Consider the following 26,177-nt stretch of genomic DNA (forward strand, 5'->3'; position numbering starts at 1 on the left):
CGGTTACCCTCCGGCGATCAGATCGGCTACCGCGTCCACTCCTTCGCGGGTACCGACGACGACGAGAATGTCGCCGGTGGCGAACCGGAAGTCCGGGGTGGGTGACGGGACGGCCGCGGTTCGCCGGATGACGGCGACGATGGAGGCGCCGGTTCGGGTGCGCGCCTGGGTGTCGCCGAGAGTACGCCCGCTGTAGGGGGTCCCTGCCGTGAGGGGAATGTGCTCGGTGACCAGGTCGATCTCGATGGTGTCCTGCAGATGGGCCACCGGATCGTCCGGGGTGAGGAGCTTGGCGATGGCCCGCGCCTCGTGCGGGGCGAGCCGGACGGCATCGCGACAGACGTCGTCGTCCTCGGGATCGTGGAAGCCCAGGACCCGCAGCCCGTCGTGCTTGACGACGACTGACAGGTGGTCGCCGTGGTCGGTGGCGAGATCGTAGCGGGCGCCCACGCCGGGCAGGACCGTCTTGCTGGGGTGGGCTGTCGGCTCCATGAGGATCTCCGCACGCACTCGCCGGGGAAAGGATGGCCGCCGCCAGTCTCCCAGCCCGCTCGCCCGGCGTGCGACGCGTCCTCGGCCGGGGTGCGGGCGGGCGCGGCCCCGGCTCACCTGCGCCAGGACCCGGACCGAGCGGGCCCCGGCTGGTCGCTTGCCTCCTGCCCTTCGTCTGATGGCCGCCAGGTCGTCCGAAGGGCGGCTACGCCGTCAGCGGCGTTGCGGCGGGCCGCGGTCTCACTGATGCCCATCAGTGCGCCGATCTCGCGGTAAGGGAGGTCGGCGACATAGCGGTAGGCCACCGCGGCCCGCTGCTTCGGCGGCAGTGTGCGTACCGCCTCCCACAGAGCGTCGTCCCCCGCGAGCGCGGGCTCCTCGTGCCCGACGCCGGGCTCGGGCACTGTCGCTGTCGGCACCGGGTTCCTCGCGGCGGACCGGTGCCGATCGATCGCCTTGCGGTGGGCGATCGTCACCAGCCACGCCCGGACGTTGCTGCCCGGACCGAGCCTCGGATAGGCCTCCAGGGCGGCCAGGAACGTCTCCGACCACGCGTCGTCGGCATCGACAGGATCGAGAATGGCCCGGCAGACCCGCAGGACCACGAGACCGTGCTCCTCCACCACCTGCTCGAACGGGACCACCTGCTCGGAGGGCTGCACGGTCATACCCTGTCAACGCGTGGCGGCCGTCGGTTCGTGAGGTTGCCCAGGGCGTCGGAGGGATGCCCCTCCCTCAGAGGGAGTACGGCAGCTTGAACACGTCCGTCGGGTCGTACTTCGCCTTGGCCGCCCGCAGCCGGTCGAGGTTGGGACCGAAGTACAGCTTGCCGCTGGGGCGGCTCGCCTCGAGGTAGTTGACGTAGCCGCCGACGGCCGAGCCGGCCACCGCCTGGTGCCCGGCTGCGATCCATTCCCGGGCGACCTGCCCGGTGGCCCGGCCCTGCTCGGCGTACCACTGGATCGACGTGAACGCCTTGCGCCACGGGAACGCGGTGGCATCCACGGCGAGCCGGGAGATCGCACCACCCAGAGGGTCGAAGATCGCCGTGGCCGCGAGTCCGGTGCCGTGTGCCCTGCTGTTCATCACGGCCAGCAGGGAGGAGGTGCCGGAGTCGGTGAGCGGCGTACCGAGAATGTCGGTGCCGGCGTAGAAGACCGTTCGTGGTCCGTCCGGATCGGGACCGACCCTGCGGTTACGGGTGAACGAATGCTGATCGGGCTGGACTCCGACGGCGCTGATCAGTCTGTCCAGCTGCGGGCCGGGGTCATTCGCGGAGTCGAGGCCGAAGACGCTCGCCGCCTGCGACCCTCCCGGACTCGCGGTCAGCCGGAGCGATGGCCACACCGAATCGGGCGCCGACCCGAGGTAGCGCTGCCAGCCACGGACAACCGCGGCCGCGTCCGACCACGCCCACCGCACGCTGAACGTCCCGACCAGTGGCGAGGGAACGGTCTTGAACCAGAATGCTGTCACCACACCGAGCGTCCCACCGCCACCACCGCGGCAGGCCCAGAACAGTTCTGGCTCCGCCGAGGCGTTGGCGAGTCTGACCTTGCCGTCGGCGGTGACGACCTGCACCTGCGTGACGACGTCGCAGGCGAGACCGTGCGCCCGGTTGAGCACGCCGAGTCCGCCGCCCAGGGTGAGCCCTGCCACTCCCACGCTGGGGCAGGATCCCGCCGGGATGATCCGGCCCTTCGCTTCGAGGTCTTCGTACACCTGCTTGAGCGGCGTGCCGCTGCCGATCCTCGCCGTGGAGCCGTCGACCGTGACGCCGGCCAGCGGTCGTACGGAGATGACGATGCCGCCATGGTTGGTCGACGCGCCGACGTAGGAGTGACCTCCGGACTTGCCTGTGAGCGGGAGCTTGAACCGCTCGGCGAACTTCAGCGTCGTCGCGACGTCAGCCGGGTCGCTGCACTCGGCGACCGCCGCCGGAAGCACACTGTCGTACGCGGGGTCGTACAGCTGATGGGCGACGGGATACCCCACATCGCCGGGGCGGAGCAGCTTGCCCGACAGGCTCTCGGCGAGTGCCTTCCAGTCCGCCGGCGTGGGCGTGCTCAGAGGCGTGGGTGGGGTCGGCGGCTTCGGTGGCCTGGCGGTCGCCGTACCACCGCCGGTGCCGTCGACGGGGGTGATGCCGTTCTTCCCGGCCCCCTTGCCGCAGCCGACCAGACCGGTGGCTCCGGTGAGCAGCGCTGCGCCCAACAGCACCCGCCGCCGGAGTCCCTGCGTTCCTGCTAGCCGGGCGCCGTGTACGTGGCTGTCGAGTACCTGTGCGTCGTGCTGGACCCCCGCCATGGTTCCCCCCGTGTTGTGTGACGCACCGCGGCGGCACCTACGTGCTGTCCGCGGCCAACCCCCTCGCCTCGAGCGCCCTCTCGCCCGCCGTACGCATCACGGCCACCGGCGCCGGTGAACGTCGCGTCATCAACTCCACCTGGACCGCCGCCTGGTGCACCAGCAGGTCGAGACCCCCGACAACCACCCGTCCGGCGTCCGCCGCCACCGCCGCCAGCCGGGTCGGCCACGGGTGGTAGAGAACGTCGAAGACGACCTCGGTCCGCTCGACGACCGCTTCGGCCAACGGGCCCGCCGCCCGGTCGGGCACCGTGGACACCGCTACGTCGACGGCGCGGCACTCGGATGCGACCTCCCACGACATCACGCTCGTCCTGACCCCCAACGTCGCGGCCAATGCCTGCAGCTCACCTGCCCGGGCGGGATCGCGAGCAACCGCGAGGACGTCGACTATCCCGATTTCGGCGAGCCCGGCAAGGGCGGAGCATGCAGTCGCCCCCACCCCCAGCAGCAGGGCACGACGGGCGGACGTCACACCTCGCTCCCGCAGGGCGGCCACGATTCCGGGGACGTCGGTGTTCGCGCCGATGCGCCGGCCCTCGTCGAGGATCACCGTGTTGACCGCGCCGACCTGCCGTGCCTGGGAGGAAACCTCGTCACACAAGGGGATCGCGGCCCGCTTCAACGGCATCGTGAGCGACAGCCCCCGCCACTGCGGGCCGAGCCCGTCGAGGAATCCCGCGAGGCCCTCCTCGTCGACCTCGAACGCGTCGTAGCGCCAGTCGAGCCCGAGTTCGGAGTAGGCGGCCCGGTGGAGGACCGGCGACAGGGAATGGGAGATCGGCGAACCGAGAACGGCGCAACGCCGGACTGACGCGCTCTGCTCGCCCCGATCAGCAGCGGTCGGCATTCGCCCGGCACCACTGCTGGAACTCGGCGACGTACTGGTCGTGCTCGCTGTAGGTCTGCGCGAACTTCGTCTCACCCGAGTCGGGATTGACGGTTACGAAGAACAACCACCCGCCCGGCGCGGGTTTGAGCGCTGCTTGCAACGCCCGCTCCCCTGGCGCGTTGATCGGGCCAGGCGGCAGGCCGACATGTCGATAGGTGTTGTACCGCGAGGAGACGGCACGCTCCTTCCTGGTCGTGGAGACGGTGTCGTACCGGTTGACCGCGTAGTGCACGGTCGAGTCCAGCTCCAGTCTCTGCTCCTCCGCCAGCCGGTTGTAGATCACCCGGGCGACCCGCGGAAAGTCCTCCGGCCGGCGCGCCTCGGCCTCCACGAGGCTCGCCACCGTGACCACCTGCCGTGGGCTGAAGCCGAGATCGCGCGCGCCTGCCGCGAGGCCGAGCCCTTCGGCCACCTCGACGTGCCGCGCCACCATCTCGCGGAGCAGCGAGTTTGCCGTGGTACCGGGGTCGATGTCGTACGTCGCCGGGAAGAGCATGCCTTCCGCGCCGCCCTTGGCGTACGGCGGAAGTTCGAGGCTCTCCGGATCCTTCAACGCCGCTGCGAACTCCTTCTTCGGGATGCCGGTCTCCTCCGACAGGATCGCGACCGTCCTCGACACCCGCCTCCCCTCCGGCACCGTGACCCGTTCGAGGATCCGCGCCGTCGGGTCGAGGATCAAGGCGAGTGCCTCCTTGGCGCCCATCTGCTCTCGGAGGCGGTAGAACCCGGGCTGGATCCCGAGCGCACGACTGTCCTTCCTGGCCGCCCGCGTGAAGGCCTCGGCACTCTTCACCACGTCCTTGCCCTCGAGCGTGTACGCAATGTCGCGGCTCGTGTCGCCCGGCGACACCTGCACGACGACCTCGCCCTGACCTGGCCCGGAGTAGTCGGGAACGGTGAACGCATTGGCCAGATAGGACTGGCCCTTGACCGCGACGAACGCGACCGCGCCACCGAGAATGACGAACGCCACGAAGACAGCCAGGCAACCGCGGCCCCGACGTGGCCGCACCCGAGCGGTGGTGCGGAACCCGAGCTCACTCACTGGTGGTCCTTCCCCTTCCCATCGCGCTTCTGACGGGGTTTCCTCCGGCCCTCGGTCAAGGACGTTCCTGGTGGCGCACCGCTGGAACGCTCGGCGTCGAGGGCGCTCTGGAGGATGATGGCAGCAGCGGCCTGGTCAATGCGTTCCCGCGTTCCGCGAATGGACAATCCCTGGTCCCGAAAGTTTCGCTGCGCGCCCACGGTCGACAACCTCTCGTCGACCAACCGGATCGGCACCGGGCTCAGCCGGGTGGCGAGGGCGCGGGCGAACTCACGGGCTTTCGAGGCGGCCGGGCCTTCGCGGCCGGAGAGCGAGATCGGCAGACCGACGATCACCTCGACCGCGTCCACCTCGGCGACGAGCGCGGCGATGCGGTCGAGGTCACCGCGGCCACGGGCGACGGTCTCGACCGGAACTGCCACACTGCCGGCCGGGTCCGACCGCGCGATGCCGATCCTGACGGTGCCCACATCGATCCCCAGCCGAACACCCGCGCGCATCGCCTAGGTCCTTCGTCGATCAGCCGCTCGTGACCCGGTCCCTGATGGCCTGCTGGACGCCTTGCAGCGCCCCGGACGCCTTCGCCGGATCGGTGCCACCGCCCTGGGCCACGTCGTCCTTGCCGCCACCCCCGCCGCCGAGGATGCCGGCCGCGATCTTGACCAGCTCACCGGCGCGAAGGCCGCGGTTGCGAGCTTCGTCGTTGACGGCGACCACCACCGAGGGGCGGCCACCTGAGGCACCGACGACCGCGACGACTCCGGGCCGGTCTCGCGGGATCCGGCCCCGGACGTCGAGGACGAGCTTGCGCAGATCACCAGCGGACGCGCCTTCGGGCACCTCGTGTCCGACGAAGGCCACGCCCGCGATGTCCTCCGGATTGGCCGCCAGGTCGCCCGCGGCGGCAAGCACCTGCTGGACCCGGATGCGTTCGAGCTCCTTCTCTGCGGCGCGCAGCCGGTCGACGATGCCGGCGACCCGCTCCGGGAGTTCCTCGGGTCGGGCCTTCAACGCCTCGGACAGCTGGCCGAGCAGGACGTGCTCGCGGGCGAGGAAGCGGTAGGCGTCCGCGCCCACGAGGGCCTCCACCCGGCGGATTCCCGCACCGATGGACGACTCGGACAGCAGCTTGACCACGCCGAGCTGGCCGGACCGGCCGGCGTGGGTACCGCCGCAGAGCTCGCGCGCCCACTCACCGACCGAGATCACCCGGACGTCGGTGCCGTACTTCTCCCCGAACAGGGCCATCGCCCCGGAGGCGCGCGCCTCGTCGATCGGCATGACCTGTGCGGTGACCGGGAGGTCGGCGAGGAGCAGTTCGTTGACGCGCTCCTCGGCCTCGGCGAGGACGCTCGGTGGGACCGGACCGGTGGCGTTGAAGTCGAACCGGAACCTGCCCGGCGCGTTCTCCGAGCCAGCCTGTGCCGCGGTCTCGCCGATGGCCTCCCGGAACGCCTTGTGCACCATGTGGGTCGCGGTGTGCGCGCGGGAGATCGCCCGGCGGCGTTCGATGTCGACCTGCGCGCTCGCCGTCTGGCCGGTGACCGCTTCGCCGCGGAGGACCTTCGCCTGGTGGACGATGAGCCCACCGAGCGGGGACTGGACGTCGTGGACGGCGAGCCTGGCACCGTTGGCGAGTTCGATCACGCCTTCGTCGGCGAGCTGCCCGCCGGCTTCGGCGTAGAACGGCGTGCGGTCGAGGACCAGCTCGACCGTCTCGCCCTCACGGGCCGCTTGTACCGGCTCGCCATGCAGCAGGAGCCCGGCGACCTGCGCCTCGGACACCACCTCGTCATAGCCGGTGAACTCCACCGCCCGCCCCAGCGCGTCGGCGACGCCGCGGTAGGCGGACAAATCGGCGTGCCCGCTCTTGCGTCCGGCCGCGTCCTCCTTCGCGCGAGACCGCTGCTCGGCCATCAACCGGCGGAACCCGTCCTCGTCGACCGCGAGCCCACGCTCGGCCGCCATCTCCAGGGTCAGGTCGATCGGGAAACCGTAGGTGTCGTGCAGCTGGAACGCCTTGTCACCGGTGAGAACCTCGCTGCCGGCCTGCCTGGTCTGTTCCACGGCGAGGTCGAAGATCTGCGTACCGGTCTTGAGGGTGCCGAGAAACGTCTCCTCCTCGGCGTAGACGACCGAGCTGATCCGGGCCCAGTCCTGCTCGAGCTCGGGGTAGGACAGCTTCATCCGCGACAGGCTGACGGGCAGCAGCTCGGGCATGGTGGGCACGTCGACGCCGAGGAGCCGCATCTGCCGGACCGCCCGGCGGATGATCCTTCGGAGCACGTAGCCGCGCGCCTCGTTGCTCGGGGTCACGCCGTCGCCGACGATCATCATTGCCGAACGCACGTGGTCGGCGACGACCCGCAGGCGTACGTCACTGTCGTGGTCGGCGCCGTACTTGCGCCCCGACAGCTCCGTCGCCCGGTCGAGCACCGGTCGGATCTCGTCGTTCTCGTAGATGTTGTCGACGCCCTGGATGAGGTAGGCCATGCGTTCGAGGCCCATACCGGTGTCGATGTTCTTCGCCGGCAGCTCACCCAGGATCGGGTAGCCCTCCTTGGCGGGGCCCTCGCCGCGTTCGTACTGCATGAAGACGAGGTTCCAGAACTCGAGGTACCGGTCCTCGTCGACCTCGGGCCCACCGTCGGGGCCGAACTCCGGACCGCGGTCGAGGTAGAGCTCGCTGCACGGTCCGCAGGGCCCCGGCACGGTCATCGACCACATGTTGTCGGCCATGCCACGGCGGACGATCCGGTGCGGCGGCAACCCGATCCGACGCTCCCAGATCCGGGCGGCCTCGTCGTCTTCGAAATAGACCGTCGCCCAGATCTTCGACTCGTCCAGGCCGAACCCACCGTCGGCGACCGGGGTCGTGATCAGCTCCCAGGCGAGCTCGATGGCGCGTTCCTTGAAGTAGTCGCCGAAGGAGAAGTTGCCGTTCATCTGGAAGAACGTGCCGTGCCGGGTGGTCTTGCCGACCTCTTCGATGTCGCCGGTACGCACACACTTCTGCACGCTCGTCGCCCGTGGGTAGGGCGGCGTCTCCTGACCGAGGAGGTACGGCTTGAAGGGCACCATGCCGGCATTGACGAACAACAGGTTCGGGTCGTCGAGCAGCAGGGACGCCGATGGGACGATCGTGTGTCCGCGCTCGCCGAAGAAGCGCAGGAAGCGCCGGCGAATTTCCGCCGTCTCCATCAGCGGGTGTCCCTCCAGGTCGTGTCGGGGTCGTTCGCGAACCGCGCGGCTGCGTCGGCGTCGAGCCCGCCGCCGTGGCCGTTGGGGTGGTGGTCGTCGAGTGCGAGAGCTTCGCGCAGCTCCTGCTCGCGTGCCTCCATGCCGGCCCGGACCTCCGCACCGAACGCCCGGACGGCATCGCCGAGGCCGGCGAGCTGCTTGGCCACGCCCTGGGGGGTGAACTGGTCGGCCTTCTGCGAAAGCTTGCGGACGACCAGGATCCCGACGGTGGCGCCGACCGCCACCCAGAAAACTCGCTTCATCGGGCCCGTGCTCCCTTCCGGCGCTGGCCCTTCATCTCCGACCTGACCCGGCGTTCGACATCTCTGCGGTCGTGGGCGTTGATCGCCCGGCGGACGCCGTAGGAGAAGGCCGCGAACTTCACCAGTGGCCCGCCCAGGGTCGCCGCGAACAGCGACGACAGCCCGGCGACGTTGTCGGACACGGTCTCCGCCCGCGCGGTGATCGTGTCGACGCGGGCCAGCTGGGCGTTGGTGGTGCTCACCGTGGTCGTGACCTCACCGAGCAGGGGCAGGCTCTGGTCGGTGACACCGCGTACGAGCAGGCGGGTCTCCTCGAAGACCCTGCCCAGCTTGAGGATGGGGTAGGCGAGAACGCCCACCAGCAGCAGCAACGCGCCAGCTGCCATAAGTCCCGCAATCTCACCGGCAGTCATGGCGTCCAAACCTATAACCCCCGAGGAGCGTTCGTACGCCGCCCCATCGATGCCGTGTCGGACGACGATCTCTGCGTCACCCCCCCGTGCATGTAGAATGCATGCATGGTGGCCCTGCAGATTCGCGACGTTCCCGAAGAGGTCCGCGACGTCCTGGCCAACCAGGCCAAGATCCGCGGCCAGTCTCTGCAGGCCTATCTCCTCGAGATGGTGACCATGGAGGCACGGCGAGCAAGCACTGTCGGCCGGATTCTCCAGCAGTTCGAGGGGCGGACGGACGGCTCGCGGCTGACTCGAGGCGCAGCCGGTCGCCTCGTCGACGAAGCACGCGCCGGACGCGACCGTCGGGCAGGCCACGATGATCATGACGACGATGATCACGACACCGGTGCGCCGTGATCATCGTCGATGCTTCGGTTCTGACCAACGCGTTCACCGACGACGGCATCCTGGGCGACCGGGCACGGGCCGAGCTGGGTCGCGACCATCACTGGGCCGCACCCGAACAGCTTGTGGCCGAGACCTTCTCTGCCATCCGGGGCCGACTCATCGGCGGCATGATCGGCCCCGCGCGGGCTCACGACGCCGTCCGGGCGCTCATGCAGATCCCTGTCGACCTGCTCGCGGTCCAGCCGCTGCTCGCCAGGATGTGGGCCGCACGGGATCACGCCACCGGATACGACGCCGCCTATGTGGCGGCCGCCGAAGTCAACGACTGCGCGTTGGTCACCGCGGACACCCGGCTCGCCCAAGCGGCCAGAAGGCTGACATGCCGTGTGCGGCTTGCCTGGCCGCCCACCTGAGGCGTCACTCGTCGCCGGCGAGGATGCGGCGGATCCGTTCGAGCCGTTCGCCGTACGCCTTCTCCGCCCCACGGCCGGTCGGTTCGTAGTAGGTCCGCCCTGCCACGACATCAGGTGCATACTGCTGGGCGACGATCCCGCGGCGGTCGTCGTGGGCGTAGGAGTAGCTCGCTCCGTGGCCCAGCTTCTTCGCACTGCTGTAGTGCGCATCGCGAAGGTGCGCCGGCACCGACCCGATCCGGCCGGACCGGACGTCATCGAGTGCTGCGCCGATGGCCTTCACCACGGCGTTCGACTTCGGGGCCAGTGCGAGATGGATCACGGCGTGCGCCAGGTTGATCGCGGCCTCCGGCAGGCCGACGAACTGCGCCGCCTGGTGTGCCGCCACCGCCACGCCAAGCGCCGTCGGATCCGCCATGCCGACGTCCTCACTCGCGAGGATGACCAGCCGCCGGGCGACGAAGCGCGGATCCTCACCGGCCTCGACCATCCTTGCCAGGTAGTGCAGTGACGCATCGACGTCACTCCCCCGGATCGACTTGATGAGCGCACTGGCGACGTCGTAGTGCTGGTCGCCGTCGCGGTCATAGCGGACCGCCGCCCGGTCGACCGCGGTCTCCAGGGTCCCGAGGTCGACCTCGGCCGCGCCGAGGGCGATCGCGGCTCCCGCGCCCGCCTCGAGATAGGTGAGCGCACGGCGGGCGTCTCCCCCGGACATCCGGAGCAGGTGCTCCTCGGCGTCCTCCGCCAGCGTGACCGTGCCGCCGAGGCCACGCTCATGAACCAGCGCGCGGTGGATCAATCCACGGATGTCGTCGTCGGAGAGGGGCTCGAGGCGCAGCAGCAGCGACCTCGACAGGAGTGGTGAGATCACCGAGAAGTACGGGTTCTCGGTCGTCGCGGCCACCAGCGTCACCCAGCGGTTCTCGACGCCGGGAAGCAGGGCATCCTGCTGGGACTTGCTGAACCTGTGCACCTCGTCGACGAACAGCACCGTCTCGCGGGTGCGACCCAGCTCTCGGCGGGCCGTGTCGATCACCGCGCGTACCTCCTTGACCCCCGAGGTCACGGCGGAAAGCTCGACGAAGATCCGGTTGGTCTGGCGGCTGAGGATGGCGGCGATCGTCGTCTTGCCCGACCCGGGCGGCCCCCACAGCAGCAGCGACGGCACGCCGCCGTCGGTCGTCGGTGGCGTCCGGCCCTGATCACGATCTTCCGGACGATCACCCTCGATCAGCCGGCGAAGCGGCGCACCGGGCGCCAGCAACTGCCGCTGACCTACCAGATCGTCGAGGCTCTGCGGACGCATCCGGACCGCCAGCGGTGCCGACAGGTGGTCGGCGTCGGCCAGACTTCCAGAGGCGCGAGGAGCCGCAGGTCCGGCCGAACCTCCGGATACGTCGAACAGGGCGTCGTCCGTCACGGCCACGAGACTAGATGACCGCATCCCCATCCAGCCGGGGTGGCACTCCGCCGGGACGACGAAGCCGGCACACGCAGGACCGGCGCAGAACGGGTCCCCACCGGATCAGACAGCGACGTCCTTGCCGGCCGACACCGCTTCGGCGGCCTGTTGGCTGGCTTTCGCGTCCTGCAGCGTTGGCGGCGCGGCGAAGTGGCAGGCGACGAGGCGACCACCGACACTGCGCAACGGCGGCTCGTCGCGGGCGCAGATGTCCTGTGCCTTCCAGCACCGCGTACGGAATCGGCAGCCTGACGGCGGGTCGATCGGGCTGGGGACGTCACCGAAGAGCCGGATCCGTTCCCGGCGGCCACCGATCTGCGCCTGGCGTACGTCAGGAACCGCCGACAAGAGCGCCTGGGTGTACGGATGATGCGGCTCGCCGTAGAGACGCTCCCGGTCCGCGAGCTCGACGATCTTGCCGAGATACATCACCGCCACCTGACGGCAGAAGTGGCGGACCACCGCAAGGTCGTGGGCGATGAACAGGAAGGAGATGCCGAACTCCTTCTGCAGGTTACCGAGGAGGTTCATCACCTGCGCCTGGATCGACACGTCGAGAGCGCTCACCGGCTCGTCCGCGACGATCAGCTTGGGGCGGACCGCGAGGGCCCGCGCGATCCCGATCCGCTGCCGCTGACCACCGGAGAACTCTGTCGGATAGCGGTTGTAGTGCTCGGGGTTGAGGCCGACGACCTCGAGAAGTTCCTGCACCCGGGACAGCACCTGAGCCTTGGGCACGATGCTGTGCACCCGCAGCGGCACACCGATGATCGACCCTACGGTGTGCCGCGGATTCAGCGACGAGAACGGATCCTGGAAGATGATCTGGATCTCCCTGCGGAACGGCAACACCCGCTTCTGCGACAGGCCGCCGATGTCGGTGCCCTCGAACCTGATCTCCCCGCTCGTGGGGTCGAGCAGCCGGGTGACCAGCCGCCCGGTCGTCGACTTGCCGCAGCCGGACTCGCCCACGAGACCGAGCGACTCGCCCTGGCCGAGGCTGAACGAGATCCCGTCGACGGCCTGGACCTGACCGACCACCCGGCGGACGACGCCCGTCGACCGGACGGGGAAGTGCTTGACCAGGTCCTTGACCTCGAGCAGTGTCGTGCCCGGGTGGCTGATGCTCTGTTCCGATGCCGCGCCCGTCGCCGTCTCAGTCATGGTGTGGGCTCCCTCATCCGATCCGGGGCTGGATCTCATTGACGAAGATCTCCTCCGGGTTCGGCAGATGGCATCGCACCACGTGCCCCGTACCGCGTCCACCCGGCCGGAGGTCGGGCAAGGTGTCGACGCACCGGTCGTCCGGCAGCCGCGACGGGTAGGGGCAGCGCGGATGGAAGGGACAGCCGGTCGGAAGGTTGACCAGGCTCGGTGGGGTGCCCTTGATCGGCGTGAGTGGCTGGTCGAGTTCGCCCGTGAGGTGCGGCGCGCTGGTCAGCAGACCCCAGGTGTACGGGTGCTCCGGGTGGGTCAGGATCTCCTTGCCCGCGCCGTACTCCACGCACCGACCGGCGTACATCACCAGCACGTCGTCGGCCATCTCGGCCACGACACCGAGGTCGTGGGTGATGATGATGATCGCTGATCCGAACTCCCGCTGCAGATCCTGCAGGAGGTCGAGGATCTGTGCCTGCACGGTGACGTCGAGCGCCGTCGTCGGCTCGTCGGCGATCAACAACTGGGGGTCGTTGACGAGCGCCATCGCGATCATGGCGCGCTGGCGCATGCCGCCGGAGAACTGGTGCGGATAGTCGTCGGCGCGGAGGGCCGCCTGCGGGATGCCCACGCGGTCGAGCATCTCGATCGCGCGCTTGCGCGCCACCGCCTTCGACGCCCTGTGGTGGGCGAGGTAGGCCTCCGCGATCTGGTCGCCGATCGTGAAGAACGGGTGCAGGCTCGACAACGGGTCCTGGAAGATCATCGCGGCGACATTGCCGCGGATCCGCCGCATCCGGTCGTCGTCGACGCCCACCAGGTCGGTGCCCTGCAGCCGGATGCTTCCGGTGATCTTCGTACGGCGTCGGTCGTGCAGGCCCATGATCGCCATGCTCGACACGCTCTTGCCCGAGCCGGACTCGCCGACGATGCCGAGCGTCCGGCCGAGTTCCACGCGGTAGCTCAGGTCCGTGACGGCGTTGACCACACCGTCCGGCGTCGGGAATCTGACCGTGAGATCTTCGACAGCGAGGAACGGCTCGCTGGAACCTGCGGTGGCGTTCATGCTCATCTGTGTCCCAGTCATCTCTGTGTCCCAGTCATCCGAGTCGGACTCGCGGGTCAAGGAAGCTGTAGACGACATCGATCACGATGTTGAGAGCGACGAGCAGGAACGCCGCGTACATCACCGATCCCATGATGACCGGTAGGTCTCCGCTCTCGAAGGCGTCGAGCGCCATGAGGCCGAGTCCCTGCACGTCGAAGATCCGTTCGGTGAAGATCGTGCCGGACAGCAGCGCGGCCAGGTCGAGGCCGAGGATCGTGACCACGGACGTGAGCCCTGCGCGGAGAGCGTGTTTGAAGTTGACGCGGGTGACGCTCAGCCCTTTGGCCCGGGCCGTACGTACGAAGTCCTCGCCGAGCGCCTCCACCATTGCCGCGCGGGTGTAACGCGCATAGGCGGTGGCGAACACGCCCCCGAGGACGACCCACGGTAACAACAGCCCGCTGAACCACTGCAGCGGATTCTCGGTCAGTGGCGTGTAGCCCGACCGCGGAAAGATCTCGAACTGGATGGACAGGTAGATCGCTGCGAGCAGGGCGACGAGGTAGTAGGGAAATGACGTCAGCACGAGCGACCCGCCGACGAGCGTCTTGTCCCACATGGTGCCTCGGTTGATCGCCGCCAGCGCGCCCAACGACACTCCGACGATCAGGAAGATCACCATGGCCCCGAGCGCCACGGCAAGTGTCACGGGGATGCGCTCGACGATCATGGTCGTGACCGGCTGGTCGGCACTGAACGAGTAGCCGAGGCAGGGAACCCCGCACTCCTTGACGAACCCACCGGACTGGATCTCGCGACCGGTGAAGATGCCCCCGAAGTATTCGACGAACTGCTGCGGGATCGGCTTGTCCAGCGACAGGCTCGCGCGGATGTCCGCCAGCCGTGACGGCGTGCAGTTCCGGTCGCCGCACATCTGGTACTCCGGCTTCGATGGCCCGATGAAGAACAGGATGAACGCCGCCACCATCACGACGAGGACCACCGACAGGCCCTCGAAGATCCGCCGTACCACGTATCCGAACATCGGTCTACCAACCTCGCGTCGCAGCCTAGGAGTGTGACCAGTTCTGGTGGGGGGACGAGCAGGTGCCCGTCCCCCCACCAGCGGCCATGACTTACTGCTTCACGAACAACTTCGTGTAGTCCGCTCCGCCGCCGTACGGGTCGTGGACGACGCCGCCGACCTTGGAGCCGTGCAGGATCGCATCCTTGTCGTAGTAGTCCGGGATCACCGGGACGTACTTCTCCATCAGGAGCTTGTCGAGGGCGGCCCATTCAGACGGCTGCTCGTCGAGGGGCAGCGCACCGATCCGGTCGATCTCGTCGTTGACCTCTTTTTCGTTGAGGAACGACTTGTTCGGCGCGGAACCGGGGTTGAGCTCGATCAGCCGACCGTCGAAGATCGCCGGGAACACCGTCGACCCGGACGGCCAGTCGAGGCACCAACCGGAGTAGCGGAGGTTTACCTCCGACTTGGGGTTGTCGGAGTCGGCGCGCCGCTGATCGGTCGGCATCGGGATCGCCTTCACCTTGAACCCGGCCGCCTTCAGCTTCTCCTCACGGACGGCTGACACCTGGGCCGCGATCTCGTTGTCGTTGGAGAACGTCCAGATGACCTCGAAGCCGAGGTTGCCCGACTCCTCGAGCATCTTCTTGGCCTTGACCGGGTCGCCGTCACCCTTGGCGCCGCTGCCGATGGCGTCGAAGTTCTCCCAACCCGGCGTCACCTTCGGCAGAATCGTCGTTGCCGGCTCGTAGGTGAGTGGACTGTCACCCGCCGCCTTGTGCAGGGCGTCGTGCGGCCACGCCGTCGCGAGAGCCCGGCGAACCTCCAGGGGCATCGTCCGCCCGTCGAGATAGGCGAAGAACGTGCACGTGCTGGGCCCCTTGACCAGCCGCTCCTCGGGCTCCTTGTTCTGGATCTTCGGCAGCAGCGAGGCGTCGACGTCGTCGTAGGTGAGCGCCGTCTGGTCCTGACCGTTGTCCGCGATCAACTGCTCCTGCAGCTTGATCGGGTCCTGGTTGAACTTGAAGTCGAACCGGTCGGCGTACTGGTGCCGCGCCGGGTCGGTGGCCGGGTCCCAGTGCTCGTTCTTGGTGAGGACGAGCCGCTTGCCCTTCTGGTAGCTCTCGAACTTGTAGGGCCCGGTCGCCAGGGGATGGTTGCCGTAGTTCTCCTTGGTGTCCTTGGCCTCAGGAATAGCTGTGTAGAGAGGGAACGTGAGGTAGAACGGCAGGTCGGCGAACGGCTTCGCCATCTTCAGGATGACCGTCTTGTCGTCGGGCGTCTCGACGCCGGCGTAGTCCGGGCCGCCGCCGTCAGCCTTGCTCTTGTACGGCCCCTTGTAGGTGTCGCCGTCGAGGAAGTAGGTCTGCTGGTAGGTGGGACCGCTCGGCAGTTCCTCGGTAGCGAAGGACCGCTTCACCGCGTAGGCGATGTCGGCCGATGTGACATCTGTGCCGTCTTCGAGCTTGATCCCGTCCTTCAGCGTGAACTTCCACTCGGTGAAGTCCTCGTTCGGTGTGCCCAGGTCGGTCGCCATGTCGGGGACGAGGTGGTACTTACCGTCGTCACCGAGGCTCAGCGCCGTCAGGGTCCGAGTGGTCAGCCTGAGCACCGCCAGTGCGTCGATGTAATACGCCCGCGTGGGGTCGAACGTCTCGGGAGCCTGCACCGTCAATGTCGTGAGTGTGCCGCCCTTCTGGGCACCGTCGATCTCCGGGGCCGGGCCCTTGGCGCCCGGGTCCTGGACGACCTCGAAACCGGTGCCGGGCGGCTTGGAGGACTCCTGTTCCTGATCCTGGGCCCGCTCCGACGGCGTCTCACCGCCGCCACCACATGCGGCAACGCCCAGCGCAAGGACGCCGGCCGCCGCCACAAGCTTTCTCCATCGCATAGGAATCGCTCCCTTGCCTTTCTTTCGTCGCGTCGGCCGTGCTACCGACGAGTCTTGGGGTCGAACGCGTCGCGGATCGCATCGCCCAGCAGGTTGAGGGCCAGGACGAGAACGAGAATCGCCAACGCGGGTTGCCAGAAGAAGATCGGATAGGTCTCGTAGTAGCTGATCGCGCCGTTGACTGTCCGCCCCCACGACGGCGTGGGTTCGGTGAGTCCGATGCCCAGGTAGGACAGGCCGGCCTCGTTGGCGATGAAGGTGGGCACCGCCAAGGACAGGAAGACGATGATCTGGCCGGTGAGGTTGGGCAACAGTTCGCGGAACAGGATCCATCGGGTGGGAACCCCGATCGCCCGCGCGGCCTGGATGAACTCACGCTCCCGCAGCGACAAGACCTCGGCACGGACCAGCCGGCCCAGACCGGTCCAGCCGAAGAAGGCGAAGATGGCGACCAGGGTCCACAGCCGCACCTTCGAGACCGTGGCGCCGTCGCCAGGGAACCATGACTGCACCACCGGGGCGAAGGCGATGACGACCAGCAGCAGCGGCATCGAGAGCAGGAGGTTGATGAGCCACGAGATCGCGCGGTCGACGTGACCTCCCAGGAACCCTGCCAGCATGCCCAGAGCGGTGCCGACGGCCGTGGCGATCACCGAGGCACTGACGGCCACGAGGAGCGACGGTCGCGCACCGTGAACCCAGCGGGCGAACAGATCACGCCCCAGTCGCGGTTCGATCCCGAACGGGTGCTCGGCGCTCGGGTTGACCGTCGGGAACCCGTACTCGTCGATCAGGTCCTGGTTCAGCGTGAACGGATCGGTGTGGGTGACTGCCGTGATGGCATCGGCGAAGATCGCCACCAGGGCGAAGAACAGCACCACGATCGCGCAGACGATGGCGATCTTGTCCTTACGCAGCCGTTCCAAGGCGATCCGGGTCGGCGACTTGCCGTGGAGTGCCGGACTGGCCGGGGTCGCCGCCGATCCTTGTGCACCCGCCTCGAGCAGTGTCGGGTCCGCCATTGAGTGCCTGCTTGCCTTCCTGACGTGTATTCGCTCATCACCGGTCGCAACAGGGCAACCCCATCGACTGCGACGCTTGACGATAAACGACGCGCTGGAGTCACGGCAGACGGTGCGAGATCACGATTTGTAAACTCTTGCGACTACATTGCGTACACGGGAGGTGACGCGAGATGGACGGGCCGTGACGGATGACGGGTGGCTCAGTCAGTCCTGCCCGGTTTCGCGTCGATGCCAGCTTCCCGGCGTTGGGCCGGTGTGATCGGTGCTGGCGCACCCGTCAGCGGGTCGGAGCCCGAGGCCGTCTTGGGGAACGCGATCACGTCCCTGATCGACTCGACACCGGCCAAGAGAGCACAGAGCCGGTCCAGCCCGAGAGCGATCCCGCCGTGCGGTGGTGGACCGTAGCGCAGGGCCTCGAGCAGGAAGCCGAACTGGCTCTCGGCCTCTGCCTGAGTCATCCCGATCACGTCGAAGACGCGCTGCTGCACATCCGCGCGGTGGATACGGATCGACCCGCCGCCGATCTCCATGCCGTTGAGGACGATGTCGTACGCCTGCGACAACGCCTCTCCCGGTGCCTCTTCGAACCGGTCCACCCAGTCCGCGGTCGGTGCGGTGAACGGATGGTGGATCGCCGTCCACCCGGCCTCCACTCCACTTGCTCGGTCGCCGACCCGCTCGAACATCGGTGCGTCGACAACCCAGCAGAACTCCCAACGGGAGTGGTCGATCAGGTCGCAGCGCTCCCCCACTTCCAGGCGGGTGGCGGCCAACAGGCCGAGCGCCTCGGCGCGAGAGCCGGCGGCGAAGAACACGCAGTCGCCGGGCTTGGCCCCGGCATGCGCCGCCAGGTGAGAGCGCTCGTCGTCGGAGAGGTTCTTCGCGACCGGACCGCCGAGCTCACCGTCGTCGCCGACCAGGACGTACGCAAGACCCTTGGCACCACGGGAACGGGCCCACTCCTGCCAGGCGTCCAGCTCCTTGCGCGCCTGTCCGGCACCTCCGGGCATGACGACAGCGCCGACGTGGAAGTCTTCGCCCTTGGACTGGAACACCCGGAAGGGCGTCTTGGCGAAGTAGTCGGTGAAGTCGACGAGCTCGAGTCCGAAGCGTAGGTCGGGCCGGTCGGTTCCGAACCGGCGCATCGCCTCTGCGTAGGTCATCCGCCTGATCGGCAACTCGACCTCGTGGCCGCGAATGTCCTTCCATACCTGGCTGATCACCTGCTCGGTCAGAGCGATCACGTCGTCGGCCGAGCCGAACGACATCTCCACATCGAGCTGGGTGAACTCCGGCTGCCGGTCGGCGCGGAAGTCCTCGTCACGGAAACAGCGCACGATCTGGTAATAGCGCTCGAGGCCGGCCACCATGAGCAGCTGCTTGAACAACTGCGGCGACTGCGGAAGCGCGTACCAGTGGCCCGGCTGCAGGCGTACGGGCACCAGGAAGTCTCGTGCACCTTCTGGCGTGGACCGCGTGAGGTACGGCGTCTCCACGTCGACGAAACCGTTGCGGTCCATCACGTCGCGGATCAGGTGGGCGACCCGGGACCGCATCCGCAGCACCTCGGCCATCTCCGGCCGGCGCAGGTCGAGGTACCGATAGCGCAGCCGGGTCTCTTCGTTGACCGCGCTCTGGTGGTGGTCCTCCACCGGGAACGGCAACGCCGCCGCCTCGCTCAGGACCTCGACCTCGCTCGCGACGACCTCGACCTGTCCCGTCGGCAACTGCGGGTTCTCGTTGCCGGCAGGGCGCATGCGGACCTCACCGACGACGCGCAGGCAGTACTCCTGCCGCAGGCCGTGCGCGGCCTCCTCGTCGCGGATGACGACCTGGGCGACCCCCGACACGTCGCGGAGGTCGATGAACGCCACCCCACCGTGGTCGCGCCGCCTGGCCACCCAACCCGCGAGCGTCACCGTCTGGCCGGCGTGGTCGGCGCGGAGTGTTCCGGCCTCGTGCGTACGGATCACTCCTGGGTCTCCTTCACTGTCGGTGTGGTCACGTTCTGGTCGGACACCACGTGCTGGACAAGGATCGGGACGAGTTCGCCAAGCGGTACGGACGTCTGGTCACCGGTGCCAAGGTCTTTCAGCTGGGCCGTGCCCTGCTCGAGATCCCGGTCGCCGAGGACGACGGCGTGAGACGCTCCCGAGCGCCCGGCCGCCTTCATGGCGCCCTTGAGACCCTGGCCGCCGTAGGCCGTGTCGCTGCGTACGCCCGACTGCCGGAGGTCACGGAGCAGGGTGACGGTGTGCCTGCGGGCAGCCGCGCCGAGGGCGACGACATAGACGTCGCAGCGGCCCTGGTCGCCGACGGTGAGGCCTTCGGCCTGGACCGCGAGAACGGTTCGGTCGACGCCGAGACCGAAGCCGACCCCGCCGAGGTCGGGTCCGCCGATGGTGGCGAGCAGCCCGTCGTAGCGGCCACCCCCGCCGATCGAGGACTGGGCGCCGAGATCGTCGTGGACGAACTCGAACGTCGTGCGCACGTAGTAGTCCAGCCCGCGGACGAGGCGCGGGTTGTCCTCCCACGTCACGCCGAGGTCGGCCAGCGCCGCGCGCACCTCGTCGTGGAACTCCTTGCACGCACCGCACAGGTGGTCGATGATCAGCGGCGCGTTCGTGAGCTGTGCCTGGACCGCGGAGCGCTTGTCGTCCAGCACCCGCATGGGGTTGATCTCAGCTCGCCGACGGGTGTCGTCGTCGAGGTCCAGGCCGCGTAGGAACTCCTGCAGGAGCTCGCGGTAGACCGGCCGGCACTCGCGGCAGCCGAGACTGTTGAGCTGCAGCCGGGCCCTCGACAGACCCAGCCGGCGGTGTGCCTCCGCCGCCAGCCAGATCACCTCGGCATCGAGCGCGGGATCATCGCTGCCGACGGCCTCGACGCCGACCTGGGTGTGTTGGCGGTACCGCCCGGACTGCGGCTGCTCGTAGCGGAAGTTCGGCCCGGTGTACCACACCTTGACCGGCAGCTGCCCGCGGTGCAGGCCGCGCTCCACGACGGCCCGCAGCACGCCCGCCGTGCCCTCGGGGCGCAACGTCAGCGACCGGCCGCCGCGGTCGTCGAACGTGTACATCTCCTTCGACACGACGTCGGTCGACTCGCCGACGCCGCGGACGAACAGTGCGGTGTCTTCGAACATCGGCGTCTCGACGTAGGCATAGCCGGACAGCCGTGGTGGCAGCGCCAACGTCTCGCGCACCGCGAGCCATGTCGCCGATGCGGGGGGAACGATGTCATAGGTGCCCTTCGGCGCCTGGAAACTCATGAGTGGTCTTCACCCGCTCCGTACCTGGTGGGGTTCGCGCCCAACGAGGATGGCGGCCGGGACACCTCGGGCTGGAGCCCTTGCAGATAAGGGTTGGTGCGGCGTTCCCGGCCAATGGTCGTCTGGTCTCCGTGGCCGGGTAGGACCACGATCCGGTCGTCGAGCGGCAGCACCTTGTCGGCAAGGCTGGCCAGCATCGTCGGATGGTCACCACCCGGCAGGTCGGTACGTCCGATGGACCCGGCGAAGAGCAGGTCGCCCGCGAACATCAGCTCGGGCGGCTCGTCGCCGGCGTCCATGCGTACGCCCGGATGTCGCTCGGGTGTACGCGCCCCGCTGTAGGGCGTACGGAACGTCACCGACCCGGGGGTATGGCCGGGCGTGTGGTCAACGGTGAACACGAGTCCCGCGACGTCGACGGCCATCCCGTCGGAGAGCTCGCGGACGTCGTCCGGCTCTGCGAAGGTCTCGCCGGCTCCGAGCAGCGCGCCGGCCCACTCCTGCGGCAGCCCGGCGAGCGGGTCGGCGAGCATCGGCCGGTCGGCGGGATGCACCCAGCAGACGGCCTCGTAGGTCCCGCACACCGGGGCGATCGCCCACATGTGATCGAGGTGGCCGTGGGTGAGGAGGACGGCGACGGGCTTCAGGCGGTGTTCGCGGACGACCTCCGCGACCGCGGGCGCAGCGTCCTGACCGGGGTCCACGACGACGCACTCCGCGCCGCTCGCCGTTGCCACGATGTAGCAGTTCGCGGCGAACAGTCCGGTCGGAAAACCGGCGACCAACACTGCTCAGTCCTTTGCGTGTGGGGGCTCAATTGCGACGTACGACGGTCGGGAATGACCTTGTGACCTACGATCCCTTCGGCTTCGAAGGGTACCGGCGGCGCCCCGGCGGCCGCGAACCACCTGAGGACCGCCGGCGAGCCGATCGACGCAGGAGCGGTCCGGCGACGGTGCCATCTAGACGGTGGCATCTAGACTGGCTGCCCGGCCGCAGGGCGGAGCGCTGTCGGACATCCGTACGAAGCCGGACACCACGAGCCGTCGGATACCAGTTGGATACCAGACCAGTCGGATACCGAGAGTCGGGAGACGTCCCCCGGTGGTTACGAAGAAGCAGCGGGCGCGCCAGCTCGCCCGGCAGAAGTGGGAACGTCAGCAGTCCCGCCGTGCCGAGCGGCGTAGCCGTGCCCGGCGGCGCGCCATCATCGCTGGCGCCGTGGTCGGAGTCCTCATCGTCGGCGCCGGCGGTTACGGCCTCACCCTCCTGGTCAAAGAGGACCGCCCCGCCAGCGCCGCACCCACTCCGACCACCACACCTTCGCCGGACTCCGCGTCGCCCTCCCCCTCACCGACCGAGGCCCCACGTCCGACGAAGCCGGGCGAGTGCAGCTACGTCGCTCAGGAGGGCACCGGCCAGCAGGCCGTCGGGCTCCCCGCCGCGAAGGCCCCGGTGAAGGACGCCGTCGCCACCATCACCACCAATCTCGGGACGATCGAGGCGGACCTGTTCGGCGAGGCCGCCGCCTGCGCGGTCAACTCCTTCCGCCATCTCGCCACCAAGAACGCCTTCGACGACACCACCTGCACCGGCCTCGCCGTGGCGCCCGCACCGGCGCGCTTCCTCGAGTGCGGCGACGTCACGGGATCTGGTGCCGGCGGGCCGGGCTACATCTTCGGCAACGAGAACGACGACAAGCGGAGCATCGAACCCGGCTGGCTCGTCATGACCGGCGGCGAAAACCGCAATGGCAGTCGGTTCGGGATCACCTATGGTGACACCTCGAGGTTCGAGCAACCGGTGACGGTGTTCGGGAAGGTGAGTACCGGGCTCGACCTCGTGAGCAAGGCTGCGCGAGGTGGTCTGGCCCCCAACTCGGGGACACAGGGGGTCGGCAGGCCGGCAACATCGGTCATCATTTTAGATGTCAAGGTCACGACGACGTGATCTCCGACCAGGAGCGAGCAGTGAGCGGAACGGCAGAGGACCCCTGGGGCAGGGTGGCAGACGACGGCACCGTCTACGTCCGCACCGAATCCGGCGAGCGCGCCGTCGGGTCCTGGCACGTGGGCGACCCTGAGGGTGCGCTCGCGTTCTTCCGGCGCAAGTACGACGCTCTCGCCCTTGAGGTCGGACTCCTCGCATCTCGGGTCGAAAGCGGCATCCTGGCACCTGACGAAGCCCAGAGTGCTCTCCGGCGTGAACGCCGCAACCTGGCCGATGCCGCGGTCGTCGGCGACCTCGGCGCGCTCGCCACCCGCCTCGACGCGCTCGAGGCGGTCATCGCCGAACGCCGTACCCAACGCAAGGCCGAGCGCAAGCGGCACGTCGAGGAGGCCAAGCGGGTCAAGTCGGATATCGCCGAGGAGGCCGAGAAGCTCGCGGCGGGCTCTGACTGGCGGCACGGCGTCGGCCGGTTCCGTGAGCTGCTCGACCAGTGGAAGGCCCTGCCGCGGCTCGACAAGCCCACCGACGACGAGCTGTGGCGCCGCTTCTCCAGCGCCCGCACCGCCTACACCCGGCACCGCAAGCAGCACTTCACCGAACTCAACGCCCGCCGCGAGGACTCCCGCCAGGTCAAGGAGGAACTCGCCGCTGAAGCCGAGTCGCTCGCCGACTCGACCGACTGGGGGCGCGTCAGCGCCCGCTACCGGGAGCTCATGCGGCGCTGGAAGGCCGCCGGACCAGCACCCCGCGACGTCGAGGACCAGCTGTGGAAGCGGTTCCGGGCCGCGCAGGACCGGTTCTTCACCGCCCGCAACACCACCTTCGCCGAGCAGGAAGCGGAGTTCGAAACCAACCTGACGCAGAAGGAAGCCCTCCTCACCGAGGCCGAGGCGCTCCTTCCGGTGCGGGACCAGCGCAACGCGCGTGAGGCCTACCGCGACATCCTGGCCCGCTGGGACCGGATCGGCCGCGTGCCTCGCGCGTCCGTGCGGACGGTCGAAGGTCGGTTGCGCAAGGTCGAGGAGGCGATCCAGGCCGCCGAGGTCAAGGAGTGGCGGCGGACCAACCCCGAGACCCGGGCCCGGGCCAACGACACCCTGAGCCAGCTCCGTTCCTCCATCGCCGACCTCGAACGCACCGTGGAAGAACACCGCGCCAAAGGGGACTCCCAGGGGCAGCGTCAAGCCGAGGAAGCCCTCGACGCCCGCCGCGCCTGGCTGGCCGAAGTAGAGAAGACGCTCGACGAGTTCTCCCCCTGAGCGGCGACTCGCGCCCGCCTGGCTGCGTTCTCCTCCTCGCCGATACGAACCCAGTATCGGCTTCGTCGTCCGCATTGCCAGCCGGGCGCGAGATGCCGCTCAGCTAGCTGACTAGTTCGTCACGCGGTAGGCGTCGAAGACGCCGTCGACGCCGCGGACCGCGCGCAGGACGTGGCCCATGTGCTTCGGGTCGCCCATCTCGAAGGTGAAGCGGCTCTTCGCTACCCGGTCCCGGGTGGTGGTCACCGACGCCGACAGGATGTTGACGTGCTGGTCGGAGAGCACCCGGGTGATGTCACTGAGCAACCTCGCCCGGTCGAGCGCCTCGACCTGAATCTGCACGAGGAACAGGCTCTGCGCGGTCGGCGCCCAGTCGACGTCGAGCATCCGGTCAGGCTGCGCCGTGAGGTGGTCGATGTTGACGCAGTCCTTGCGGTGGACCGACACGCCTGCGCCGCGGGTGACGAAACCGACGATCGCGTCGCCCGGCACCGGAGTGCAGCACTTGGCGAGCTTGATCCAGACGTCGGTCACGCCGCGCACCACGACGCCGGAGTCGCCGCGTGGCATGCGTTCGCGCCGGGCCGTCTCGATCGCGAGCGTGACGCCTTCGGAGACGTCCTCTGCTTCCTCCTCCGCTCCCCCGATGATCTGGACGAGCCGGCGTACGACGGCCTGGGCGGTGACGTTGCCCTCACCGACGGCCGCGTACAGCGACGAGACATCGGAGTGGCGCAGCAGATCCTGAGCGACGGCGGCGAGGGCCTCGTGCGTCAGCATCCGCTGCAGGGGCAGGCCTTCCTTGCGGACCATCCGGGCCAGGAGGTCCTTGCCCTGGTCGATCGCCTCCTCGCGACGTTCCTTGGTGAACCAGTGCCGGATCTTGTTGCGCGCCCGCGGACTCTTGACGAACGTCAGCCAGTCGTGGCTCGGAGCGGCGCCCTGTGCCTTGGAGGTGAAGACCTCCACCAGGTCGCCGTTCTCGAGCTGGCTCTCGAGCGGCACGAGACGTCCGTTGACCCGGGCACCGATGCACCGGTGTCCGACCTCGGTGTGGATGGCGTAGGCGAAGTCGACCGGTGTGGAGCCGGCGGGTAGGGCAATCACGTCGCCGCGCGGGGTGAAGACGTAGACCTGGGTCGACTTCATCTCGAAGCGCAGCGACTCGAGGAACTCGCCCGGGTCCTCGGTCTCGCGCTGCCAGTCGAGCAGCTGCCGCAGCCACGCCATGTCGTTGGGGCCGGCGGGCTTGTCGGTCTCACGGGCGGCGCTGGTGTCCTCCTTGTACTTCCAGTGCGCCGCGACACCGTACTCAGCACGACGGTGCATGGAGAACGTGCGGATCTGCATCTCGACCGGCTTGCCGTCGGGACCCATCACCGAGGTGTGCAACGACTGGTACATGTTGAACTTCGGCATCGCGATGTAGTCCTTGAACCGCCCGGGCACGGGGTTCCAGCGGGCGTGGATGACGCCGAGTGCCGCGTAGCAGTCGCGCACCGAGTCGGTCAGGACCCGGATGCCCACGAGGTCGTAGATGTCGCCGAACTCGCGGCCGCGCACGATCATCTTCTGGTAGATCGAGTAGTAGTGCTTTGGTCGGCCGGTGACGGTGGCCTTGATCTTGGCGCCGCGAAGGTCGCCCTGCACCTGGTCGATCACCTTCGCGAGGTACTCGTCGCGCGACGGCGCCCGCTCGGCCACCAACCGGACGATCTCGTCGTAGAGCTTCGGGTGCAAGGTGGCGAACGACAGGTCCTCGATCTCCCACTTGAGCGTGTTCATACCGAGGCGGTGCGCGAGGGATGCGTAGATTTCCAGCGTCTCCCGCGCGGTCCGTTCCTGCTTCGCCTGCGAGAGATAGCGCAGAGTCCGCATGTTGTGCAGGCGGTCGGCGAGCTTGATGACGAGGACGCGAATGTCCTTTGCCATCGCGATGACCATCTTCCGGATGGTCTCGGCCTGCGCGTATTCGCCGTACTTCACCTTGTCGAGCTTGGTGACACCGTCGACGAGCATCGCGATCTCGTCGCCGAAGTCCTTTCGAAGATCCTCGAGACTGTAAGGCGTGTCCTCCACCGTGTCGTGCAGAAGCGCCGCACACAGGGTGGGTGGCGTCATGCCGAGCTCGGCAAGGATTGTCGCCACGGCGACCGGATGGGTGATGTACGGGTCACCGCTCTTGCGGGACTGCCCCCGGTGCCACTTCTCCGCGGTGCGGAACGCCTTCTCGATCAGCGCCAGGTCGGCCTTGGGGTGGGTCGTACGAACGATTCGAAACAACGGCTCCAGGACCGGGTTGCCCTGGGGGGAACGTCCGAGTCGGGCCAGTCGTTCTCGCATGCGACGGGACGAACCGGAAAATGGGCCGCCCAGGCCCTGGACCGACCCTCGTCGACCGCCGCCGCCACGCTGCTGGTCCTGCTCGGTGGTGCTGGCCGGCTCGCTGGAGTCGGGGAGGGAGACCGTCGCGGTAGCCGGGGCGCCGTTGCTGGACGCGCCTGCAGAGCGTCGCGGCGGGCGGTCAGTATCACCGCGCGCCGACGCGGGCGGGATCGTCTCCTCAGC

Annotated in this window: 23 protein-coding genes; 4 read left to right on the plus strand and 19 right to left on the minus strand. The window is 68.6% G+C overall.

Translation table 11 applies throughout. The features are described 5' to 3' along the window. Positions 1–3: 3 nt before the first annotated feature. The 9 genes from ABN034_RS00340 to ABN034_RS00380 all read right to left on the minus strand — a co-directional run bounded on the left by ABN034_RS00340 (position 4) and on the right by ABN034_RS00380 (position 8,712). A complete protein-coding gene (locus tag ABN034_RS00340) occupies positions 4–492 on the minus strand; it encodes a cation:proton antiporter regulatory subunit (RefSeq protein WP_349688952.1) in 489 nt (162 codons plus the stop codon). Between the two features lie 113 nt (positions 493–605). After that, on the minus strand, positions 606–1,160 hold the full coding sequence (locus tag ABN034_RS00345; protein ID WP_349688953.1) for an RNA polymerase sigma factor: 555 nt from the start codon (positions 1,158–1,160) through the stop codon (positions 606–608). A gap of 67 nt (positions 1,161–1,227) precedes the next feature. Beyond that, entirely contained in the window at positions 1,228–2,799 is a 1,572-nt protein-coding gene (locus ABN034_RS00350) for an FAD-binding oxidoreductase (protein ID WP_349688954.1), read from the minus strand. A gap of 37 nt (positions 2,800–2,836) precedes the next feature. Then, positions 2,837–3,709, minus strand: coding sequence for a shikimate dehydrogenase (locus ABN034_RS00355; RefSeq protein ID WP_349688955.1), 873 nt, complete (start codon positions 3,707–3,709; stop codon positions 2,837–2,839). Then, positions 3,693–4,796 carry an endolytic transglycosylase MltG gene (mltG, locus tag ABN034_RS00360; protein WP_349688956.1) on the minus strand — a complete coding sequence of 368 codons (1,104 nt, stop codon included), beginning with the start codon at positions 4,794–4,796 and terminating at the stop codon, positions 3,693–3,695. Before mltG ends, ABN034_RS00355 begins: the two co-directional genes overlap by 17 nt. Next, positions 4,793–5,296: a Holliday junction resolvase RuvX gene (ruvX, locus tag ABN034_RS00365; RefSeq protein WP_349688957.1), complete on the minus strand. Its 504-nt coding sequence runs from the start codon at positions 5,294–5,296 to the stop codon at positions 4,793–4,795. The genes mltG and ruvX overlap by 4 nt, the downstream gene beginning before the upstream one ends. Positions 5,297–5,315: 19 nt before the next feature. Further along, on the minus strand, positions 5,316–7,997 hold the full coding sequence (alaS, locus tag ABN034_RS00370; protein ID WP_349688958.1) for an alanine--tRNA ligase: 2,682 nt from the start codon (positions 7,995–7,997) through the stop codon (positions 5,316–5,318). Next, complete coding sequence (locus ABN034_RS00375) at positions 7,997–8,299, minus strand: DUF6167 family protein (RefSeq protein WP_349688959.1); 303 nt, start codon at positions 8,297–8,299, stop codon at positions 7,997–7,999. The genes alaS and ABN034_RS00375 overlap by 1 nt, the downstream gene beginning before the upstream one ends. Then, positions 8,296–8,712: a DUF948 domain-containing protein gene (locus tag ABN034_RS00380; RefSeq protein WP_349331536.1), complete on the minus strand. Its 417-nt coding sequence runs from the start codon at positions 8,710–8,712 to the stop codon at positions 8,296–8,298. Before ABN034_RS00380 ends, ABN034_RS00375 begins: the two co-directional genes overlap by 4 nt. Positions 8,713–8,817: 105 nt before the next feature. Between ABN034_RS00380 and ABN034_RS00385 the strand changes: the two genes are divergently transcribed. Both ABN034_RS00385 and ABN034_RS00390 read left to right on the plus strand, forming a co-directional pair. Continuing rightward, positions 8,818–9,111 carry a hypothetical protein gene (locus ABN034_RS00385; RefSeq protein ID WP_349688960.1) on the plus strand — a complete coding sequence of 98 codons (294 nt, stop codon included), beginning with the start codon at positions 8,818–8,820 and terminating at the stop codon, positions 9,109–9,111. Then, a complete protein-coding gene (locus tag ABN034_RS00390) occupies positions 9,108–9,515 on the plus strand; it encodes a type II toxin-antitoxin system VapC family toxin (RefSeq protein WP_349688961.1) in 408 nt (135 codons plus the stop codon). Before ABN034_RS00385 ends, ABN034_RS00390 begins: the two co-directional genes overlap by 4 nt. 4 nt (positions 9,516–9,519) lie before the next feature. On the opposite strand, the gene ABN034_RS00395 is transcribed toward ABN034_RS00390, so the two are convergent. From ABN034_RS00395 to ABN034_RS00435, 9 genes are all read right to left on the minus strand, one after another. Then, positions 9,520–10,938 (minus strand): replication-associated recombination protein A, encoded by a 1,419-nt coding sequence (locus ABN034_RS00395; RefSeq protein WP_349688962.1) that lies wholly within the window; start codon positions 10,936–10,938, stop codon positions 9,520–9,522. 105 nt (positions 10,939–11,043) lie between these two features. Next, complete coding sequence (locus tag ABN034_RS00400; protein ID WP_349688963.1) at positions 11,044–12,144, minus strand: ABC transporter ATP-binding protein; 1,101 nt, start codon at positions 12,142–12,144, stop codon at positions 11,044–11,046. Positions 12,145–12,157: 13 nt separating this feature from the next. Next, positions 12,158–13,225: an ABC transporter ATP-binding protein gene (locus ABN034_RS00405; protein WP_349688964.1), complete on the minus strand. Its 1,068-nt coding sequence runs from the start codon at positions 13,223–13,225 to the stop codon at positions 12,158–12,160. A gap of 13 nt (positions 13,226–13,238) precedes the next feature. Further along, entirely contained in the window at positions 13,239–14,231 is a 993-nt protein-coding gene (locus ABN034_RS00410; protein WP_349688965.1) for an ABC transporter permease, read from the minus strand. A gap of 91 nt (positions 14,232–14,322) precedes the next feature. Next, positions 14,323–16,104: an ABC transporter substrate-binding protein gene (locus ABN034_RS00415; RefSeq protein WP_349688966.1), complete on the minus strand. Its 1,782-nt coding sequence runs from the start codon at positions 16,102–16,104 to the stop codon at positions 14,323–14,325. Between the two features lie 41 nt (positions 16,105–16,145). Further along, positions 16,146–17,126 (minus strand): ABC transporter permease, encoded by a 981-nt coding sequence (locus tag ABN034_RS00420; RefSeq protein WP_349330632.1) that lies wholly within the window; start codon positions 17,124–17,126, stop codon positions 16,146–16,148. Between the two features lie 203 nt (positions 17,127–17,329). Next, complete coding sequence (gene aspS / locus ABN034_RS00425) at positions 17,330–19,102, minus strand: aspartate--tRNA ligase (RefSeq protein ID WP_349688967.1); 1,773 nt, start codon at positions 19,100–19,102, stop codon at positions 17,330–17,332. Continuing rightward, positions 19,099–20,400, minus strand: coding sequence for a histidine--tRNA ligase (gene hisS, locus ABN034_RS00430; RefSeq protein WP_349688968.1), 1,302 nt, complete (start codon positions 20,398–20,400; stop codon positions 19,099–19,101). Before hisS ends, aspS begins: the two co-directional genes overlap by 4 nt. After that, the gene (locus ABN034_RS00435; protein WP_349688969.1) at positions 20,397–21,188 is read right to left on the minus strand and encodes an MBL fold metallo-hydrolase; all 792 of its coding nucleotides are present in this window, start codon (positions 21,186–21,188) and stop codon (positions 20,397–20,399) included. The genes hisS and ABN034_RS00435 overlap by 4 nt, the downstream gene beginning before the upstream one ends. A gap of 316 nt (positions 21,189–21,504) precedes the next feature. On the opposite strand from ABN034_RS00435, the gene ABN034_RS00440 reads away from it, so the two are divergent. Beyond that, positions 21,505–22,350 (plus strand): peptidylprolyl isomerase, encoded by an 846-nt coding sequence (locus ABN034_RS00440; RefSeq protein WP_349688970.1) that lies wholly within the window; start codon positions 21,505–21,507, stop codon positions 22,348–22,350. 20 nt (positions 22,351–22,370) lie between these two features. Next, positions 22,371–23,609, plus strand: coding sequence for a DUF349 domain-containing protein (locus ABN034_RS00445; protein ID WP_349688971.1), 1,239 nt, complete (start codon positions 22,371–22,373; stop codon positions 23,607–23,609). Positions 23,610–23,720: 111 nt separating this feature from the next. Here the strand turns inward: ABN034_RS00445 and ABN034_RS00450 are convergent, their stop codons facing one another. Beyond that, positions 23,721–25,952, minus strand: coding sequence for a RelA/SpoT family protein (locus ABN034_RS00450; protein ID WP_349330777.1), 2,232 nt, complete (start codon positions 25,950–25,952; stop codon positions 23,721–23,723). Between the last annotated feature and the right edge of the window lie 225 nt (positions 25,953–26,177).

It is taken from the genome of Actinopolymorpha sp. B11F2, from assembly GCF_040195635.1.
GTDB lineage: Bacteria > Actinomycetota > Actinomycetes > Propionibacteriales > Actinopolymorphaceae > Thermasporomyces.

What these genes read in the sequence shown, in the direction of transcription:
- ABN034_RS00340 (WP_349688952.1), bottom strand. Translation starts at nt 492, where the DNA reads ATGGAGCCGACAGCCCACCCCAGCAAGACGGTCCTGCCCGGCGTGGGC.
- ABN034_RS00345 (WP_349688953.1), bottom strand. Translation starts at nt 1,160, where the DNA reads ATGACCGTGCAGCCCTCCGAGCAGGTGGTCCCGTTCGAGCAGGTGGTG.
- ABN034_RS00350 (WP_349688954.1), bottom strand. Translation starts at nt 2,799, where the DNA reads ATGGCGGGGGTCCAGCACGACGCACAGGTACTCGACAGCCACGTACAC.
- ABN034_RS00355 (WP_349688955.1), bottom strand. Translation starts at nt 3,709, where the DNA reads ATGCCGACCGCTGCTGATCGGGGCGAGCAGAGCGCGTCAGTCCGGCGT.
- ruvX (WP_349688957.1), bottom strand. Translation starts at nt 5,296, where the DNA reads ATGCGCGCGGGTGTTCGGCTGGGGATCGATGTGGGCACCGTCAGGATC.
- alaS (WP_349688958.1), bottom strand. Translation starts at nt 7,997, where the DNA reads ATGGAGACGGCGGAAATTCGCCGGCGCTTCCTGCGCTTCTTCGGCGAG.
- ABN034_RS00375 (WP_349688959.1), bottom strand. Translation starts at nt 8,299, where the DNA reads ATGAAGCGAGTTTTCTGGGTGGCGGTCGGCGCCACCGTCGGGATCCTG.
- ABN034_RS00380 (WP_349331536.1), bottom strand. Translation starts at nt 8,712, where the DNA reads ATGACTGCCGGTGAGATTGCGGGACTTATGGCAGCTGGCGCGTTGCTG.
- ABN034_RS00385 (WP_349688960.1), top strand. Translation starts at nt 8,818, where the DNA reads ATGGTGGCCCTGCAGATTCGCGACGTTCCCGAAGAGGTCCGCGACGTC.
- ABN034_RS00400 (WP_349688963.1), bottom strand. Translation starts at nt 12,144, where the DNA reads ATGACTGAGACGGCGACGGGCGCGGCATCGGAACAGAGCATCAGCCAC.
- ABN034_RS00405 (WP_349688964.1), bottom strand. Translation starts at nt 13,225, where the DNA reads ATGACTGGGACACAGATGAGCATGAACGCCACCGCAGGTTCCAGCGAG.
- ABN034_RS00410 (WP_349688965.1), bottom strand. Translation starts at nt 14,231, where the DNA reads ATGTTCGGATACGTGGTACGGCGGATCTTCGAGGGCCTGTCGGTGGTC.
- ABN034_RS00415 (WP_349688966.1), bottom strand. Translation starts at nt 16,104, where the DNA reads ATGCGATGGAGAAAGCTTGTGGCGGCGGCCGGCGTCCTTGCGCTGGGC.
- ABN034_RS00420 (WP_349330632.1), bottom strand. Translation starts at nt 17,126, where the DNA reads ATGGCGGACCCGACACTGCTCGAGGCGGGTGCACAAGGATCGGCGGCG.
- hisS (WP_349688968.1), bottom strand. Translation starts at nt 20,400, where the DNA reads ATGAGTTTCCAGGCGCCGAAGGGCACCTATGACATCGTTCCCCCCGCA.
- ABN034_RS00450 (WP_349330777.1), bottom strand. Translation starts at nt 25,952, where the DNA reads ATGCGAGAACGACTGGCCCGACTCGGACGTTCCCCCCAGGGCAACCCG.